Genomic DNA, 17,729 nt, shown 5'->3' on the forward strand with positions numbered 1-17,729 from the left:
CATTTTCTGACCCGAGCACGTATCTTGTCTGACGCTCAAGCCCCCCGCCCCCGTTATAAATCGGACCTGATCTATGGTCTGGAAGACCGCCCGCACTTCACGGCAGCGATTTTTGCCGCCCTGCAGCATGTGCTCGCCAGCTTCGTCGGGATCATTACCCCGACCCTGATCGTCGGCGGCGTACTGGGCCTGGAAAGCGAAGTGCCCTACCTGGTCAGCATGGCGCTGTTCGTCTCCGGCCTGGGCACCTTTGTCCAGGCCCGACGCTTCGGCCCGGTGGGTTCGGGCTTGCTGTGCCTGCAAGGCACCAGCTTTTCCTTTATCAGCGTGATCCTCAGTGCCGGCTTCATGGTCAAGGCCCGGGGCGGCGGCACCGAGGAGATTCTCTCGACGATCTTCGGCATCTGCTTCTTCGCCGCATTTATCGAAGTGGTGCTCAGCCAGTTCATCGGCAAATTGCGCAAGCTGATCACCCCGGTGGTGACCGGCACCATCATCACCTTGATGGGCCTGTCGCTGATCAAGGTCGCCGTGACCGACATGGCAGGCGGCTACGGTGCCGCGGACCTGGGCGCAGCGGGCAATATGGGGCTCGCAGCCCTGGTGCTGCTGACCATCGTGGTGCTCAACCGCTTCAATAACCCGTTCCTGCGCCTGGGCTCGATTGTCATCGGCCTGACATTGGGGTTTGTGGTGGCCTGGTGGCTGGGGCGCGTTGACTTGGCGGCATTGCCCCAAGTGCCGCTGATCAGCGTGCCGGTGCCGTTCAAGTACGGGTTCTCGTTCGACTGGGTGGCGTTTATCCCGGTGGCGGTGATCTTCCTGATTTCGCCCCTGGAAGCGGCCGGTGACCTGACCGCCAACTCGATGATTTCCCAGCAACCGGTCAAGGGCCCGCTGTATATCAAACGCATCAAGTCCGGCCTGCTTGCGGACGGCCTGAACTCGGTGATGGCCGCCACCTTCAACAGCCTGCCGATGGTGACCTTCGCGCAGAACAACGGGGTGATCCAGTTGACCGGCGTGGCCAGCCGCTATGTGGCGTATTTCATTGCCGGCCTGCTGGTGTTGCTGGGCCTGTTCCCGATGATTGGCGCGGTGCTGCAACTGATGCCCAAGCCGGTGCTTGGCGGCGCGACCCTGATCATGTTCGGTACGGTGGCGGTGGCCGGGATCAAGATCCTTGCCGAGGCCGGGCTGCATCGGCGCAATGTGCTGATCGTGGCGATTTCCCTGGGCATGGGCCTGGGCGTGGCGGCGGTGCCGGAAGTGCTGCGCGAACTGCCCAAGGCCTTGCATAACATCTTCGAGTCGCCGATTACCGTGGGTGCGTTCTGTGCGATCCTGCTGAACATTTTCCTGCCTGAAGAGTTCATAGAGCTGGAAGAAGATGAATTTGACCCGGAAGCCTCTACCCTCAAAGTGATGCAGGACCCGGAACCGACCAAATAGGAACCCTTATGCGCAGATTGATCGGCCTGACCCTGTCTTTGATATTGCTCAGCCTGAGCGCCTGCGCCTTGTTCCCCAACCGTGACCCGCTGCATATCAATGTGGTGGGCATCGAGCCGCTGCAAAGCCAGGACCTGGAAGTGCGCTTTGCAATCAAGCTGCGGGTGCAGAACCCCAACGACACGGCCATCGACTACAACGGCGTGGCCCTGGACCTGGAGGTCAATGGCCGGCCGCTGGCGGCTGGGGTCGCTGATCAACAGGGGTCCATCCCGCGCTTCTCCGAGACGGTTCTGACCGTCCCGGTCAGCGTTTCAGCGTTTTCGGTATTGCGCCAGACCCTGGGCCTGAGCCAGACCCAGAGTCTGAACAACCTGCCCTATGTACTGCGCGGCAAGCTGGCAGGCGGGTTGTTTGGCACGATGCGCTTTGTCGATCGCGGTACCCTGGACCTGCCCAACACCGTGACTTGGTAAATAGCATGGACACCTTGCCTACCCTGTACACCGAACGCCTGATCCTGCAGCCGCTGACCCTGGACGATGCCGAGGGCATACAGCAGCAGTTTCCCCACTGGGAAGTGGTGCGCTACCTCAATGCCCTGGTGCCCTGGCCCTACCCGGCCGACGGTGCGCGCAGTTACCTGGAACAGGTGGCTTTGCCTGCCATGGCCCAGGGGCGCGAGTGGCATTGGTCGATCCGCCTGCGCGAGACGCCCGAACGGTTGATCGGCAACGTGAGCCTGATGGATGAGCAAGACAACAACCGTGGCTTCTGGCTCGGGCCGCAATGGCAGGGCCAGGGGTTGATGAGCGAAGCCAGCGCGGCAGTGACCGCGTATTGGTTCAAGGTGCTTGGGCGACCCGTGCTGCGGGTGCCCAAGGCGGCGCCGAACCTGGGCTCACGCAGGCTTAGCGAAAAAACCGGGATGCGCTTGATCCGCACGCAAGAAGGACAGTTCGTGGAGGGGGCGTTCCCCAAGGACATCTGGGAAATCACCCGCGAAGAGTGGCTCAAACAACAGCTGTAGGCACCGGCCAGCCCGGCCTACTTGGCGGCCATCAGGCGGTTGACTTCGCTGCGTACCATGTTGGCAAATTCCGGTGGCGACATACCGTCCAGTTCCGAACGCACCCATTCGGCCCATTTGCCCTTGCGCTTGGCGCGCTCGCCAAACAGCCGCGCGCCCTCGCCCTTGGCCTTGCCCAGGTTGCTTTGCCACAAGTCATACAGACGGGACTTTTCGTCTTCAAGCGCCGCACGCTCGGCTAAGGGCTTGTTGGCCAGATTGAAGCTCATGTGGAATTACCTGCTGCACAAATAGGTGACATCTTACACTGTAGGTGGAAAGGTCCGAATTCGGATTTTGCATAGACTCAGTAACCCACGAAAAAAAACTGCAACTTTTGCCGTGCTGCAAGACTCCATTGTTCACTGCCCACTTACCCCGCAAGGAGCTACTCAATGGCCCGTAAAACCGCCGCCCAAGCTGTCGAAGAGCAAATCAAGGACCAGGCGTTCAGCGAACTCCAGGCCCTGATCGAAGAATCCGACAAACTGCTCAAGAGCAGCGCGTCGCTGGTGGGAGAAGAAGGTGAAACCCTGCGCGAACAGGTCGCGATAAAGCTCAAGCAGGCCCTGGACTCGGTATCCAGCGTGCGCGAGCGCAGCAAGCCGGTGGTGGATGCCACCGAAACCTATATCGGTGGCCACCCTTGGCAGACCGTGGCGATTTCCGCAGGCTTCGGCCTAGTAGTGGGCCTGCTGCTGGGCCGTCGCAACTGATCGACAACACGGCTGGCGCGGCTCAGCCCGCGCCCGCCATCAGCCTTGCGCCAACGCGCGCAACCGCGCCAGCTCATCCCCATCCAACATAATCCCTTCCAGCGCGGCCTTGTCCCGTGCGCGATGACGCCGATCGCCCGGCAGACGCCGCAACCCCGCCGCATGCATCTGCCGCACTAGTTCCTGGCTGCGTTGGGCGAAGTCTTGCCCGGCGGTTTTGCTCGGGTCGATCACGATCAACAACTGGCCGGTCCAGGGCGTCTTGGCGCCGGGGTGGTTGGACCAGTCGAATTCAAACGAAAAATTCCCCCCGGTCAAGGCCCCCGCCAGCAGCTCGACCATCATCGACAACGCCGAGCCCTTGTGCCCGCCAAACGGCAACAACGCACCGCCTTCGAGGATCGCCCTGGGGTCCTGGGTCGGCTGGCCCAGGCTGTCGACACCGGTGCCCGGCGGCACCCGTTCGCCCTTGCCCGCGGCGATCTGCACATCGCCATGGGCGATGGCGCTGGTGGCCAGGTCAAACACAATCGGCGGCCCATCTGCGCGTGGGGCGGCAAACGCGATGGGATTGGTACCGAACAAGGGCCGATCCGCACCGTGGGGCACCACGCAGGTCATGCTATTGACCACACTCAGGGCGACCAGGCCTTCTTCGGCAAACGGTTCGACATCCGGCCACAGGGCGGCAAAGTGATGAGAATTACGAATCGCGAGTACGGCGATCCCGGCGCTGCGGGCTTTTGCCACCAATAATGGGCGGGCGGCAGCCAAGGCCGGTTGGGCAAACCCATTGGCGGCGTCTACCCGCACGAAGCCCGAGGCAACATCCTCGACCAGCGGCACCGCCTGGCCATTGACCCAGCCGCTGTCCAGGGTCGAGACATAGCCCGGTATGCGAAACACCCCATGGCTATGAGCCCCATCCTGCTCGGCGCGGGCGCAGTTGTCGGCCAGTACGCTGGCAACCTCATGCGAGGCCCCATGACGGGTAAAAATAGCCTTGAGTAGAGTCACAAGTTCAGTGAAGCCGATTGAAGTATTCACTGCGGTAATGGGAGTGGCTGACATCTGAAGCTCCAGAATTGTTATTGGAAGGGGCAACAGCCTGCTGGATTCAGCTGCTTGATTAACAACGCGTGACAAGTGAGCTGTCAACCACCGCTGCGGTTTCAAGCCTATTTATTTAGGGCCCTGCGGATGCTCGCCACGCCTAGGCTCGATGCCTTCTATAACCTGCACCGAGCCTTTGCGATGGACGACCTGCAACTCCCCTACTTTTTCCCCGAGGCCATGCGCCTGGCCAAGCGCCTGAGTGAGCGCGAACGCCAGCGCGATATCGGCGACCAGGATCGCCAGTTCCTGCGCAATCTGTTCTTTGCCAGCGCCACCGGGCGTAAAGCGCAATCCCCGCCGATGATCGCCGAGCGCTTGCTGCTCAACTGCCCAGGCAAGGAACCGATTGAACTGGCCGGGGCATTCGCGATGGGTTCCGAGGGCGACTACAGCGCGGTTTTTTTCTATGGCCCGCAGACCGGACTGGAGAAATTCAGTGATTACGGGCAATTGTCGCAAGCACTGAAAACCAGGCTGGGCGATGAGCACAAACGTGGCGAGCTATTGCATTTCCTGTCCATTGGCCAACGCGCAGATTTCAGCTTTGCGGCCGGTTCTACGCTCACTCGGCAACTGATCGAGGGCAACGTATTCGACGAACAAAAAGCCTGCATCGAGCGTTACCAACAACTGAATGTGCAGGCAATGCTCGATCAATTGGGCCAGTTGCCGTTATTGGAGACGTTGCTGGACCAACTGCTGAACAGCACGTTGCGCAAAGCCTTTCCCAACGCTGATCAACACAAGACCCACGTCTTTTTGTATGCCCTGGCGGCCTCCCCTACCGAGCAGGACCGCTGGGTCGACGCGCTGCGCCTGCGCGATGCCCTGCTGTTGTTTTATCGCCAGCAGTCCTGGCCCGTAGGCCTGCGCCGGGAGTTCGTGAACCCTGAGGTGGCAGCGACCCAGGGCACCAACACACTGTGGGAAGAGGGGCTGAAACAAGCCTCGCGCCAGCTACATCTGTTCCTCCTCAACTCAATAGAGACCTACTGGAACGCTGACATCCATCCCGGGCAGTCGAGGCGCGAGTACTTCGCCCAGGCGATGAGCGATAAATCCAGGGTCGATCTGCTGTTCAAGCGCCAGGAGGATGTGATTTCGGCGCAACAGTGGCAAGAATTGCAAGCGCTTTACCTGGAGGGCAACCGCCGGGGAACAATCCCTATCGAGAAAGTCCGGCTATGGGAGTACCCACCCCATTTTGTCGAGTTGGCCAGTACGCTGGTGATTACCGATAGCCTTAACTGTCTCTACACCCAATCCAAGGGCTTGCAAGTACTTGCAAGCTATGACGACTTGCAGGCAACGCTCAAGGCAATGGCCCAGGCGAGGGGGCATGAAGATGATTTTTTCGGCTTCCTGGGATTGGAGGAACGGGCGCGGTTCATAGGTTTTAAACATCCACAGATCAGTTCGGCCTCTATCAATGGGCCGGTATTCAACACCTTGTTTGAAGGCATCATCAACAAGCAGCGGCAGAACCTCGAGTATTGCCTGGATATCTACCGGCGTAACCTGGGGACGGTCAATGCCTATGCCCTGCTTGATCACGGCCTGGATATCCGTGCCATGCTTGACCATCGTCTACTGGGACTGGATGCCAAGGGTCGGTGGAGCACTCACCCATCGCCACCTTCGGTACCCGCTGAAAGGGCGCGACTGACAATCCGCAAACTGCACAGCCTGGTCAACGCACAGGGCGATCTGATAGCGCGGATTCCCAATCTTGAGACGCTGATTACCGACCAACTGCGTCGCACCTTCAACCTCTCTGCCGGGATCGCCCTGGATCCGGCAAACCTCTACATCAGCCGCTATGCCACCCATGCCGACGCTCAGGAACGCCGTACGCCCCAAGCCAGCCAGAGCATCCTGGCCCATTGCATCGCCCGGCTGAAGGGAGAGGCACAGGCCATTCCTGACTCTGCGCAGTACGGCGTGTACGGGCCACGGAACCACGGCCTGGCAGCAAAACGGCCGGAACTGAGCATTGCTCGACTCAATAGCATGCTCACCCAGTGGTTGCTCGTGCTAAACCTCCAGGCCGTCGCCCAGACTCCCCGCGCGGGCCTGGAGGCATTGATCCCCGCGCTGGCACACAGCATGGCAGTGGGGATTCTTGAAGAGGCTAGTCTCAGACTGCTCGATAAAACCCTGGACGAACGTGATGTCGGCATCCTGCGGGCCGTCCTCAAACCGGACAACACCAGCACACGCCAGCCTCTGACCTTGAACGGCTTCACACCCGAAGCCTTCACCCTGTCGCTGCTGGCGAAAGGCCAAACCACCTTGCGTCAATTGGCCAACTGTTTTGTGCTGACCGAGCGCGGCGGGCTTGATCAGCATCACTCCGGACATGCGTTGTTGTGGACGCCCGCCAGCGGCGTGGAAGCCTTTACTACGATCCGTTACCTGCGCGACGCATTGGCGCACCGGCTGAACGACTCGGCTCTACGCCTGAGCCTGCTGGAAAACCTGGACGCGCTTAAGCGGCTCCCCCATCAACGCTATGAGCTGGGACCGCTTCAATCAATCAGAGAACCGGTGCTGCATAGGTGCCAGCGATCGTGGATCGATCAGCACATCGCCCAGCGCCAACACACTCTGGCGTTCAAGACCGATGCCCAGTCATTGGTCCAGGCGCTCGGCGAAGTGCAGCGCCAACAGCCGGCCAATAATCTGCAGCGCGCTATCGATATCGCCCGCTGGGCTGAACTCAGGCATTCGCTGCCCGACAGGCTTGGGGCCGCGCCGGCCAGGGAACAAAGACGCCACGCGGAGATTCTCGAGCAATATCGCGTCAGTACGTTGCATGGCCGGGACTATCTTTATGAGCTCCGGTCATTGCGCCAGCATGTGTCGGATCGCCTTAACGAAATGCTCGTCGATTACTCGCTGTTTGCCGATGGGGTGCAGATCGTTCCCAAGCTGGCCCTGGCAGGGCTACGCCAGAGCCTGCTGGATTTCGCCATGAACCCCGCCAGCCTGCAAAGTGCCAGGTTCGATGTGATCTGCACGTCTGCCGACCTTACGGAAACCGTGGTGCGCCAGATGCTGACCCAGTTGAAAGTCCACGATGACTACCACACCTACCTGGCGCAACACCTGGCTGGCGGTGCGCCCGGAATCGAGCAGCGGCGCAGGGACTTCAGCCAGCAACTGCCGTGGCAGCTGCTGCAGCATGCCCATGCCCTGAAATTACAGGAGCGCCTGTCAGAACGAGGCTTGGACCTGATCCAACAGGTTGTCGACATGCCAGACGCGATTGCCCGCGCGTCGGTCGCAGGCGCGAGCGCCATCATCAGGCCGCTTGAGCTGCTAGCCACGGCCGGTGCCACGCGCGCGCCCGTGCTCGGCCTCTACCTTATTAGCGCAGGACGCGAGGGGATCCAGGTGTTGTATGCACCCTATCACCCGACACTGAGCTTTACCGAGTTTGAAAGCGAAGCGCAGTTTCTTGAAGCCCTGAACCTGCCGGGTGCCTTGCAAGACTGCGTCCTCAATCGCTTGGCCGCGCCTCAGGACGCGACCTATCGCAATCTGCTGGCCAGCACGCTGGGGAGAGATTCGGAAATCACCCTGGACTTCAATCCAATCCAGGGCAACCTGTTCAGCCAGCTGTTCGACGACAATCGGCAACTGCTCCTCAAGTGGCTCGGCGTCCAATGGGTCGAGGGGGCGCAGGCCGAATGGGAAACCGTCAAGCAGGTGCTCAGCGGTTCTGCCGAGAGTGTGCTGAGTTTGCTGCCTGGCAAGCTGGCGCTGCCGTGGAATATCTGGCGCAGCATTTCGTTGTTCATGGACTCCGCCGAAGCATTGCAAGACCATCATTGGCGCCGGGCCTTACAGACGTTTATCGAAGGCATTGCGCAAATGGCGTCACTGGCTCAGCAATTGCACGACGCGCAGTCATTGCTCTTCGATCCCGAGCAGCAAACGCCCCAGGCTGCGCCGCAGACCTTTGTGAAGTGGCCGGGACTGGACATCACCGCCCCACAACGCACCCAGCTTGCACCCAGCGAAGTGAGTGATGTGGCCCTGGTGAACATGAACAAGAATGAGCTCAACGGTACTTACCAGCATCAAGGGGCCGCCTATATTCCGTTGGCTGGCAAGGTGTACAAGGCGCTGTCTCTGGGGAACGACTGGCGCATTCGCACACCCGATCAAAACGGCCCCTTCATCCATCGCAACAGCGCCGGGCAATGGGCGATCGACACCCGCGGCAATATCGCACGCTATGGCCAGGCTTTTGGTCGCCTGCTGGATCGCAGGGAAATCCGGGCGTCAGCGCGCACGGCAATGAATATCGAGGCTGTCGGGATGAGGGCCATTCGCCAACTGTGCCCTGATCGGGCCAGGATGATTGTCGAGGCGATCGACCTGGCAACTTTTTATGTGCAGAACTGCAAGTTGAACCTGGCCTTGCTGGAGCCTGGGGTAGCGCCGGTCACGCGTATCCATCGCTTCGTCAATGAGTTCTTTGGCATTGATATCGACACCGATCAGGGCCCGCAAGTGGTTGATCCACTCCTGGTGCAAAAGCTGCATCGTATCGTCGATCTGATCCTGGCAGCGCTGTTGGACCCCAAGCTCAGCGCGCTTGATTCCAAGCGTTTCGTGGCCGGCTCTCATCGAACGGACCCACACGGCAATTGGGGGTTCACTATCGATAAAGATCCTGATCGGCGGATTTACTTGTCCGAGCATTTTTTTGCACCGCCTTTGAGCATTTATGACAACTGCCTGCCCGACCATTTCGACTGGGCGGCCCATGCGCGGGCGACGCTGCTGATTCATGAGTTGAGCCATGTGGTTGCTGAGACAGCCGATGCAGCGTACCTGGACTCCGTGGCGCCGTTTTCCGACCTGATCGAGACGTTGACAGAGGCCGGGCGCACTCTGTCTGGCGCCCTGAAAAAACAGCAATCCCAAAGCTACTCGCGCAGGACACCCGTGGGCCAGCTATTCAAGTTTGCGGACGTGAGCGGCACGCTATGGAGCGACTTCGGACAAGCCTCAGATACCGAGTACATCAGGGATCAGATACTTCGCACCACCGGGGGCGCGAATTTGGGCAACGCAAGGGGGATTTTCATGAGCAACCTGGCAAGGCGAGTCGACACCATGCTGGATAATGCCGACTCGGTGGCGTTCATGATCAGTAACCTGGGACGTCAGTTAGACCCAGTGCCCTCCAGTCGAAGGGCATCGCTGGACTGATCCCGCGGGGATCAGTCCTTTTGATCGCGCAGTACATTGCCCGAGGCGCCGTCGATGCGTGCTTCATAAACGATACCGTCAGCCTTGCGACCTTTTACTTCCCAGTAACCGTCGTTATCAGCTTCGGCCTGGTAGACCTCGATGTAACCGGCCTTGGCCTTGGCGGTTTCAATGGCTTTCTCGATGGTGATCCAACCTGCCCCGGGTTTGTCGGCCAGGGCGGCGCCAGCGCCGAGCAAGGTGGCAGTGGCAAGCATGGCGGTGAGGGTTTTCTTCAGCATTTTCTTACTCCGTTAGAGAGAATGACTTACAGATCCAGATTTTTAGGGTGTTTGGACCCCGAATTAGTTCCACATTGATGCTCATTCGCCATGATGGCTGTTCTCGGCACCCTGCCGGGAAGGTTAGAATGTAGGAAATCAGGAAGCACCAATGACCGAGCAACCCCTTTCAGAAGCTGACTACGACGCAATCACCGATGCCGCCGCGCATTGGTGCATGCGCCTGCACGCTTTTGATTGCACAGAGGCCGAGCGCCAGGCGTTCGAGCAATGGCACGACGCACATCCCCTGCATGCGTTCGAATATGCGGCCATGCTGGAAATCTGGGATGTAGCCGACCATTTGCCCCGCAGTAACGAACCCGCCCCGCACCTGGCGCTGGTTCCGCCGCCCAGCCGCTGGCGCAAGTATGCCGTGGCTGCCGCCATCTCTCTGGTGGCGTTGCCCCTGGCCGCCTTCACTGGCTGGGAAGCCGGTTGGCTGCCCAGTTCCTATGAGCATTACGCCGCCGAAAACGGCCTGCGCCAAGTGACACTGGCCGACGGCAGCGTCGTGGAACTGAACCTGGGCACCGAGCTGGTCTACAGCAACTATAAAAACGAGCGCCGGGCCACCCTGAAAAAAGGCGAGGCGTTCTTCAGCGTCAGCCACGACCGCGAGCATCCGTTTGTGGTGCGCGCCGGCAGCGGGCAGATCCGTGTGACAGGCACCCAGTTCAACGTCTGGAAGTATGACGAGCAGGTGCGGGTCATGCTGCTGGAGGGCTCGGTGAAGATCACCAGCGATGCCAGCCACAGCGGGCTGAACCTCACACCCGGGATGCAGGCCAGCTACAACCGTGGTGATGCGCAACCGCAGCTACAGGCATTCTCCCCCCACGACCCGGCACTGGCCTGGCGCACGGGCAAGTTGATCCTCGACAACCTGGCACTGGTAGATGCCTTGCCCCTGATCAACCGCTACCTGGGCAAACCGGTGATGCTGGCCGATACCGGCACCGGCAATATCCGTATTGGCGGGATCTACGATATCCATGAAGTTACCCATCTGGTGTCCTCCCTGCCCAAGGTGCTGCCGGTCTACCTGACCCAGAACCAGGATGGCAACACCGTGCTCAATTCGATCCCACGCAAAACTCCCAAACGCTGAACAGCAATCGCTCCCCAAGGGATTGCTCGCGCCATGATGTCCACTTTTGAAACACCCACCGCCGCGCAAGCGCCCTGCGGCTGCGGATTCATCGATTGGTCATCAATAGTGTTGCGCTGCTGAAACACCCCTTTCGCCCTGCCTGCCCATGCCAGGTGCCGGTCATCCGCTGGCGTCCTGTTTCATAGCTGATACACCTTTGCACCTGCCTGCCCTGCCATACATCCCAAGCCTTTGAAAAAGCTGCAAATATAAAAAACGGCACAGCTCCTGCTCTATTCCCTACAGCGCTGTTTAGGGTCAGCGTCATAGAACAAGGAATGATGCCGTGGCAACTCTCAATCAAGGCTCCATAGGCCTACTGCTGATCAGCTGTGTACTCGGCGCCAGTGTGAGCCTGCCCGCCTCTGCGCAGGACGGCATCATCGTTACAGGTCGCAATGTGCAAGGGTTCATGGTCGGTCGGCCTGCGTTTGGCAAGGACCCGTACCCTTCCACCGCCAACGCCAACCCCAGCCAACAGATCCTGCGCGCTACCGGCAGCGAACTCAGCGATAACGATTTCGCCGGTGTCAGCAGCGGCTCGACCATCACCCGCGCCATCCTGCCTAACGGCGACCTCCCCGGCTTGAGCAATACCCTGGGCAACAGCTCGACTGGCCTGGGCGCCGGTGCCGCGGCCGGGCATGCCAGCGGCAATACCCTGGGCGGGCAGATCAGCGGCTCGATCGAGCGCGGCCTGGCACCGCTCAACAACATTGGCGCGATGATGGGGGTCCAGCCATGAATCGCGCGTGGCTGTTACTCAGCGTACTCGGCTGTTCGGCGGCCATGGCCGACAGCAGCAACCAGGCCTCGATCGACAATACCGGCAAGCAGTACACCGGTGTGCTGTCGGTCAACCAGGCCGCCGGCAATCAACAACAGCAGATCAACAGTCGGGCGATCAGCCTCGGTGGCCAGGCCAGCGAGGCGCTGATCCAGAAACTCGACGGCAAGGTTGATCCCGCCCTGAACGCCAGCGCGGCGATCCAGGGCAGCTCATTTAGCAATGGCAACGGCATCCTGGGCGTCAACCAGGCGGCCGGCGCCAATAACCAGATGATCAATGCGGTGCGGATCAGCACAGGTCCGCAAAGCATCGATGACAGCGTCCTGTCGCAACAGAACATGACGTTGTTACCAGACTCACGATCCCCCTCTACCACTGGCAGCCGCCAGGTCGTTACCAGCGACCAGGCCTTCACCGGCAGCCGTGGAGTGGTACAGGTGAATCAGAGTGCAGGGGTGGGGAACCGAATGGCTAACACCCTCGGTGTGACTATCAAGTAACCCTTTGATAGGTGTTTGTTAGACCGTACCAACACTTAACCAACTAATTAGAAGCAAGGAGATACACCATGAAACCTACAATGGCTCTCAAACCACTGGTTTTCGCTCTGGCTGCGCTCATGGCTGTTGCTGCACAGGCAGGTCCTGCCGAAAAATGGAAACCAACCCCAGCGCCAACCGGCACCGTGGCCGCTGCCGTGACCGACACCCAAGTGAGCAAGGACAACAAGTTCGACGACACCAAGACCCTCAACAACGCCGGGGCCAACGGTTCGCTGAGCAGCAGCAAAGGCAACCTGGGCGCCAACATCGCGGCGGGTTCGGGCAACCAGCAAGATAACGCTGCGGCAATCACCAGCAGCGCTGATGATGATATTAAAAGTACCTTCGCTTTGGCCGATATCTATCAAGAAAGCAAAGACAACAAGTTCACCAACAAAGGCACGCAAAACAATGCTTCGCTGGTCAACTCGGCCAACAACAGCTCCGGCAACGTCGGTGTCAACGTGGCGGCCGGTCAAGGCAACCAACAGAAAAACAACCTGGCAATCGTGACGGCTGACGGCAAAAACGTCGCGGCTGCCTCGAACACCGAACAAGTGTCCCTGGATAACCACTTCCTCAACGAAGCGGCCTCCAAACACAGCTACAAGCCTCAGTATGTGGTCAACAACGCTGGCCTGCTCAACTCCGCCAACAACGCCTCGGGCAACATCGGCGTGAACGTGGCAGCGGGTTCGGGCAACCAACAAAGCAACACCCTCACCCTGGGCAGCGGCTGCACCGTCTGCGCAGCGGGCACTGGCAGCAAACTGGCGTTCTGATGCAACGGGGCCTTGGCAACAAGGCCCTTTTTATTTCCAGTGTCCATCAGGTCATGATCATGCGCCTCGCGACGCTTTGCCTTCTGTTATTGCTCGCCGGCCCCTCGTGGGCAGGGCAAATGGCGATTTCCGCCATGCCCGGCGGTGCAGTGATTTTCAAGAAGGTCGAGAGCATCCGCGAACGCCGGTTCGCCAACCTGGTGGAACAGAAAACCGATTTCAGCTGTGGTGCTGCGGCACTCGCTACCATCCTGCGCCAGGCCTATTGGCTGGACGTGGATGAAGAACACATCATCAAGGGCATGCTGATCAACGCTGACCAGGACCTGGTACGCACCCAGGGCTTTTCCATGCTGGACATGAAGCGTTATCTGGAAAGCATCGGCATGCGCGCCCGGGGCTACAAGATCGGACCCGACACCCTGTTGACGGTGAAGATCCCGGTGGTGGTGCTGGTGGAGATCCGTGGCTACAAGCACTTTGTGGTGATGCAGCGGGCTGAAAAAGACTGGGTCTACATCGGCGATCCGGTACTGGGCAACAAGCGCCTTTCGCGGGATGACTTCCTCGCAGGCTGGAATGGCATCGTCTTCGCCGTACTCGGTGAAGGCTATGACAAGACCAACGCCCTGCTCGATCCCCCCACGCCGTTGACCGCCAAGACCAAAATGAACGAGTTCCGGCCCGTGGGCGACGCCGAGCTGATGGACTTCGGTTTCATCCAGAGCGACTTCTTCTAGAAGCGCCATAAGGGGCAGGATGCCCCAGGAGCAGATGATGAACACTTCCCGTTGGCTCACGGCCCTGTGCCTGGCAGCCTCGATGCCTGCTTATGCCTCATCGGCGTTCAAGCCCATTGAAATGAACGACGCGGAACTGGCTGAACTGCGCGGCCGCTTCGTGATGCCGGGGCGGATTGTCAGTTTCGGCATTGTCATGAGCACCACCTGGACCAATGCGGCGGGCGACACCAGTACGGTGAGCGCCAACATGCATATCGACTCGTCCACGATCACCCCGCAATTCTATGTGCAATCCACCGGCTCGGTGGGTAACGGCACCAACCGCGACCCGGGCACCGGCACCGTGGTCGGTGGCGCCGGGCTGGGCAGCGGCCAGGGCGTGACCCAGACCGTACGCGCCGCAGGCGATGGCAACACGGCGTACAACAACGTCGGGATCAATGTCAGTGAAAACGGCCTGTCGCCGGCCAACGTCGCGCAATCAGGGCATGCGTTGCTGGCGGGCGGCTCGTTCACCACAGACAGCGCGGCGGGCCGGGTCAGTGTGTCCGCCAACAATGGCGGCGTGCAAATGGCCATCGCAGCCCATAACAACCAGGGTAATGCGTTGCAGCAGATCGGCGGCGGCAACGTGCTGCAAGGCACGGTTTTGCAAGGCAACAGCAACTTCGTCAATAACATGACCCAGCTCAACGTCGCGCTTGGCAGCAATGGCCTGAGCGCCGGGGCATTGAACTGCAATCTGGATCAACTCAAGGGCCTACGCACACTCGGTTATTGAACTACGCTGACCCTCGACACTTACGCATTAGAAAAGGACGGCTTATTTCATGCATCGATCGTTATCACTACGTGCCGTTGTCTGTTTAAGTACGCTCTTGCCGGCGAGTCTGTTGTACGCAGCGCCAGACGCGGATATCGAAACCCTCAAACAAGAACTGCTGGAGCTCAAGCAGCGCTACGAAGTACAACAAAAGGCCCTGGCGGTCCTCGAGCAACGGGTACGCCAGGTAGAAGACCAGCCCGCGACGCCAGCCCCCAAACGCCTGGCCAAGTCGCCGGCAGACTTCAAGCAGAGCGGCAGCACCGTGGCCGCCAGCGGCGCCAAGGACAGCAAGGGCGCTGCAGCCGGCGGCAGTTCCTATGGGCAATCGCTCAAGGATGATTCAGAGCCAGCACAAAGCGTGAGTAACTTGTATAACGAAGCCAGCGGTTTCTTCGGCAACGGCAAGTTCAGTTTTGAAACCGGCATCACCTACGCCCGCTACGACGCCCGACAGTTGACCCTCAACGGCTTCCTGGCGCTGGATTCGATCTTCCTCGGCAATATCAACCTGGACCGCATCAAGGCGGATAACTGGACCCTGGACTTGACCGGGCGCTACAACCTCGACAACCGCTGGCAGTTCGACGTCAACGTGCCAGTGGTGTACCGCGAGTCGACCTACCAGTCCGGTGGCGCCAGTGGCGGTGACCCGCAGGCCACTTCCGAAGAGAGCGTGAGCCGGGATCCGACCATCGGCGACGTCAACTTCGGGATTGCCTACAAGTTCCTCGACGAATCGCCGACGATGCCCGATGCCGTGGTGTCGGTCCGCGTCAAAGCCCCCACCGGCAAGGAGCCTTTCGGGATCAAGCTGGTGCGCTCGACGGCCAACGACAACCTGTACGTGCCGGAGAACCTGCCCACCGGCAACGGCGTATGGTCGATCACCCCGGGGCTCTCCCTGGTCAAGACCTTCGACCCGGCCGTGCTGTTCGGTTCGATTTCCTACACCCACAATTTCGAGGGCTCGTTTGACGACATTAGCAGTGACGTCAACCAGAACATCGGTGGCAAAGTGCGCCTGGGCGACAGCTTCCAGTTGGGCGTGGGGGTGGCGTTTGCCCTCAACGAGCGCATGAGTATGTCGTTCTCGGTGTCGGACCTGATCCAGCGCAAGAGCAAGCTCAAGCCTGATGGCGGTGATTGGCAGTCGATTGTGTCCAGTGACGCCAATGCCGGGTATTTCAACGTCGGCATGACCATTGCCGCCAGCGAAAACCTGACCATCGTGCCCAACCTGGCTATCGGCATGACCGATGACGCACCAGACTTCACCTTCAGCCTGAAATTCCCGTACTACTTCTAAACGCTCCTACAGGGAATGGTGAGTTTGAGAAAAGGAAAAGCCCCGCCGCGATAAGGGTCGCGACGGGGCTTTTTTTACCCGCCCTAGCGGATCTGGTGTTTGTGCAGCAACCGGTAGAAAGTCGGCCGGGAAACCCCCAGCACCCGTGCGGCAACGCTCAGGTTGTCGCTATGGCGGTTCAGCACATCGCACAACGCCTGGCGTTCGGCGCGGTGCTTGTAGTCTTCCAGTGTCGCCATGGGCAGCACGATTGCCTGCTGGCTTTGCAAACCCAGGTCGGCCGCTTCGATTTGCCGCCCTTCGGCCAGCACCAGGCCGCGCCGCACCCGGTTCGCCAGCTCGCGTACATTGCCCGGCCAACCATGCTTGCCCATGGCGACCAACGCGTCCTCGCTGAAACTGCGCGGCCGGCGCCCGGTCTCCTGGCTGTAGAACCTGGAAAAATGATTGGCCAACATCCCCACATCGCCATGCCGCTCGCGCAACGGTGCGGTGACCACTTGCAGGACATTGAGCCGGTAGTACAAATCTTCACGGAAGGTGCCCTTCTCGATGGCCGCTTCCAGGTCGACGTGAGTCGCCGCCAGCACCCTGACATCCACCGGGATCGGCTGGCTGCCACCCACCCGCTCGATATGCTTTTCCTGGAGAAAGCGCAACAGGTTGGCTTGCAACTCCATCGGCAGGTCACCGATCTCATCGAGGAACAGCGTGCCGCCATTGGCCGCTTCGATGCGGCCGATCTTGCGTTGGTGGGCGCCGGTGAATGCGCCCTTTTCATGGCCAAACAGTTCGGACTGGATCAAATGCTCGGGGATCGCCCCGCAATTGATCGCCACAAAGGGCTTGGCGTGGCGCTGGGATTGACGGTGCAGGGTCTTGGCCACCAGTTCCTTGCCGGTGCCGCTGTCGCCACGGATCAAAATCGGCGACTCGGTGGGCGCCAGTTTCGCCAGCAGCTTGCGCAACTCGCGGATCGGCCGGCTATCACCCAACAGCTCATGCTCCGGCTCGTCCACATGGGTCACGCCTTTGCCCCTTAGCCTCGCCATGCCAAAGGCGCGGCCCAGGGTGACCTGGACGCGCGACACATCGAACGGCAAGGTATGGAAGTCAAAAAACCATTCGCACACAAAGTCGCCAACATTTTGCAGGCGCAGCATCTCGGGGCTGAGCACGGCAATCCATTCGGTGCCGCTGCGACTGATCAGTTCCTTGACCGCTTCGGGCCGCTGCAGGTGAAAAGGCTGCAGGCGCAACAGCCCTACATCACAGGTTCGCTCGCCCAGCGCCTCCAGGGCACAGCTGTCGACATCCCAGCCAGCCGCCCGCAAACCAGGCAATAACTGGTGGCAGTCGTCACAGGGATCGACCACAAGCAAGCGACGCAGGGCTGGTGTAACGACCATGACTATTCCTTGGCGTCAAAATCATTAAAGTTATTTAGAAACAACAGTTTGGGCGAGCTGCTCATAACCCTAGCAAGATCTTGACACTACCCTTGTATCGTTTCGCGATAAAACCCTCACCGATACAGCGTTTAGCGATCAAGCCCGCGACGAACACTACTGCAATCTTTCATTCACCTTTCAAAATCACGCCTTACATGACGTTAATCACGAAAAGTTGAATTTTCTTGCTCTAACATGTGACCCGTACCCTGTCATCGTGCATCAGTACAGGTACTA

15 protein-coding genes and 1 pseudogene are annotated in these 17,729 nt (G+C 59.9%); 12 read left to right on the plus strand and 4 right to left on the minus strand.

Features of this window, described 5'->3' with window-relative positions; all coding sequences use genetic code 11:
- Positions 1-24 precede the first annotated feature (24 nt).
- The 3 genes from ACO77H_RS14900 to ACO77H_RS14910 are packed head-to-tail and all read left to right on the plus strand — an operon-like array spanning position 25 to position 2,482.
- On the plus strand, positions 25-1,452 hold the full coding sequence (locus tag ACO77H_RS14900; protein WP_169951882.1) for a nucleobase:cation symporter-2 family protein: 1,428 nt from the start codon (positions 25-27) through the stop codon (positions 1,450-1,452).
- A gap of 8 nt (positions 1,453-1,460) precedes the next feature.
- Positions 1,461-1,928 (plus strand): LEA type 2 family protein, encoded by a 468-nt coding sequence (locus ACO77H_RS14905; RefSeq protein ID WP_170041338.1) that lies wholly within the window; start codon positions 1,461-1,463, stop codon positions 1,926-1,928.
- A 5-nt stretch (positions 1,929-1,933) separates the two neighbouring features.
- Positions 1,934-2,482, plus strand: coding sequence for a GNAT family N-acetyltransferase (locus ACO77H_RS14910; RefSeq protein ID WP_169951886.1), 549 nt, complete (start codon positions 1,934-1,936; stop codon positions 2,480-2,482).
- A gap of 17 nt (positions 2,483-2,499) precedes the next feature.
- Here ACO77H_RS14910 and ACO77H_RS14915 read toward each other — a convergent pair whose 3' ends face one another.
- Positions 2,500-2,751, minus strand: coding sequence for a hypothetical protein (locus ACO77H_RS14915; protein WP_038441493.1), 252 nt, complete (start codon positions 2,749-2,751; stop codon positions 2,500-2,502).
- Between the two features lie 165 nt (positions 2,752-2,916).
- Here ACO77H_RS14915 and ACO77H_RS14920 point away from each other — a divergent pair, with 165 nt between their 5' ends.
- Positions 2,917-3,237, plus strand: coding sequence for a DUF883 family protein (locus ACO77H_RS14920; protein ID WP_169951888.1), 321 nt, complete (start codon positions 2,917-2,919; stop codon positions 3,235-3,237).
- 39 nt (positions 3,238-3,276) lie between these two features.
- Here the strand turns inward: ACO77H_RS14920 and ACO77H_RS14925 are convergent, their stop codons facing one another.
- Complete coding sequence (locus tag ACO77H_RS14925) at positions 3,277-4,308, minus strand: Ldh family oxidoreductase (RefSeq protein WP_169951891.1); 1,032 nt, start codon at positions 4,306-4,308, stop codon at positions 3,277-3,279.
- Positions 4,309-4,437: 129 nt separating this feature from the next.
- Between ACO77H_RS14925 and ACO77H_RS14930 the strand changes: the two genes are divergently transcribed.
- On the plus strand, positions 4,438-9,579 hold the full coding sequence (locus tag ACO77H_RS14930; protein ID WP_432754177.1) for a dermonecrotic toxin domain-containing protein: 5,142 nt from the start codon (positions 4,438-4,440) through the stop codon (positions 9,577-9,579).
- 11 nt (positions 9,580-9,590) lie between these two features.
- Here the strand turns inward: ACO77H_RS14930 and ACO77H_RS14935 are convergent, their stop codons facing one another.
- Complete coding sequence (locus ACO77H_RS14935; protein ID WP_170041335.1) at positions 9,591-9,860, minus strand: PepSY domain-containing protein; 270 nt, start codon at positions 9,858-9,860, stop codon at positions 9,591-9,593.
- A 151-nt stretch (positions 9,861-10,011) separates the two neighbouring features.
- Here ACO77H_RS14935 and ACO77H_RS14940 point away from each other — a divergent pair, with 151 nt between their 5' ends.
- The 7 genes and pseudogenes from ACO77H_RS14940 (at position 10,012) to ACO77H_RS14970 (ending at position 16,041) form a co-directional block, all read left to right on the plus strand.
- On the plus strand, positions 10,012-11,010 hold the full coding sequence (locus tag ACO77H_RS14940) for a FecR family protein (RefSeq protein WP_432754178.1): 999 nt from the start codon (positions 10,012-10,014) through the stop codon (positions 11,008-11,010).
- Between the two features lie 328 nt (positions 11,011-11,338).
- Positions 11,339-11,797: a hypothetical protein gene (locus tag ACO77H_RS14945; RefSeq protein WP_170041333.1), complete on the plus strand. Its 459-nt coding sequence runs from the start codon at positions 11,339-11,341 to the stop codon at positions 11,795-11,797.
- Positions 11,794-12,342: an adhesin gene (locus ACO77H_RS14950; protein ID WP_169951902.1), complete on the plus strand. Its 549-nt coding sequence runs from the start codon at positions 11,794-11,796 to the stop codon at positions 12,340-12,342. Before ACO77H_RS14945 ends, ACO77H_RS14950 begins: the two co-directional genes overlap by 4 nt.
- A gap of 449 nt (positions 12,343-12,791) precedes the next feature.
- Positions 12,792-12,891 (plus strand): annotated as a pseudogene (locus ACO77H_RS14955) (heme utilization protein); the annotation flags it as partial.
- 334 nt (positions 12,892-13,225) lie between these two features.
- Entirely contained in the window at positions 13,226-13,906 is a 681-nt protein-coding gene (locus ACO77H_RS14960; RefSeq protein ID WP_170041332.1) for a C39 family peptidase, read from the plus strand.
- Between the two features lie 37 nt (positions 13,907-13,943).
- Positions 13,944-14,690 (plus strand): hypothetical protein, encoded by a 747-nt coding sequence (locus ACO77H_RS14965; protein ID WP_169951910.1) that lies wholly within the window; start codon positions 13,944-13,946, stop codon positions 14,688-14,690.
- Positions 14,691-14,739: 49 nt separating this feature from the next.
- Positions 14,740-16,041 carry a hypothetical protein gene (locus tag ACO77H_RS14970; protein WP_169951912.1) on the plus strand — a complete coding sequence of 434 codons (1,302 nt, stop codon included), beginning with the start codon at positions 14,740-14,742 and terminating at the stop codon, positions 16,039-16,041.
- 83 nt (positions 16,042-16,124) lie between these two features.
- Here ACO77H_RS14970 and ACO77H_RS14975 read toward each other — a convergent pair whose 3' ends face one another.
- Positions 16,125-17,450: a sigma-54 dependent transcriptional regulator gene (locus ACO77H_RS14975; RefSeq protein WP_169951915.1), complete on the minus strand. Its 1,326-nt coding sequence runs from the start codon at positions 17,448-17,450 to the stop codon at positions 16,125-16,127.
- Between the last annotated feature and the right edge of the window lie 279 nt (positions 17,451-17,729).

The organism is Pseudomonas sp. WMBT8 (assembly GCF_050916005.1).
In the GTDB taxonomy this organism is placed as follows: Bacteria; Pseudomonadota; Gammaproteobacteria; order Pseudomonadales; family Pseudomonadaceae; genus Aquipseudomonas.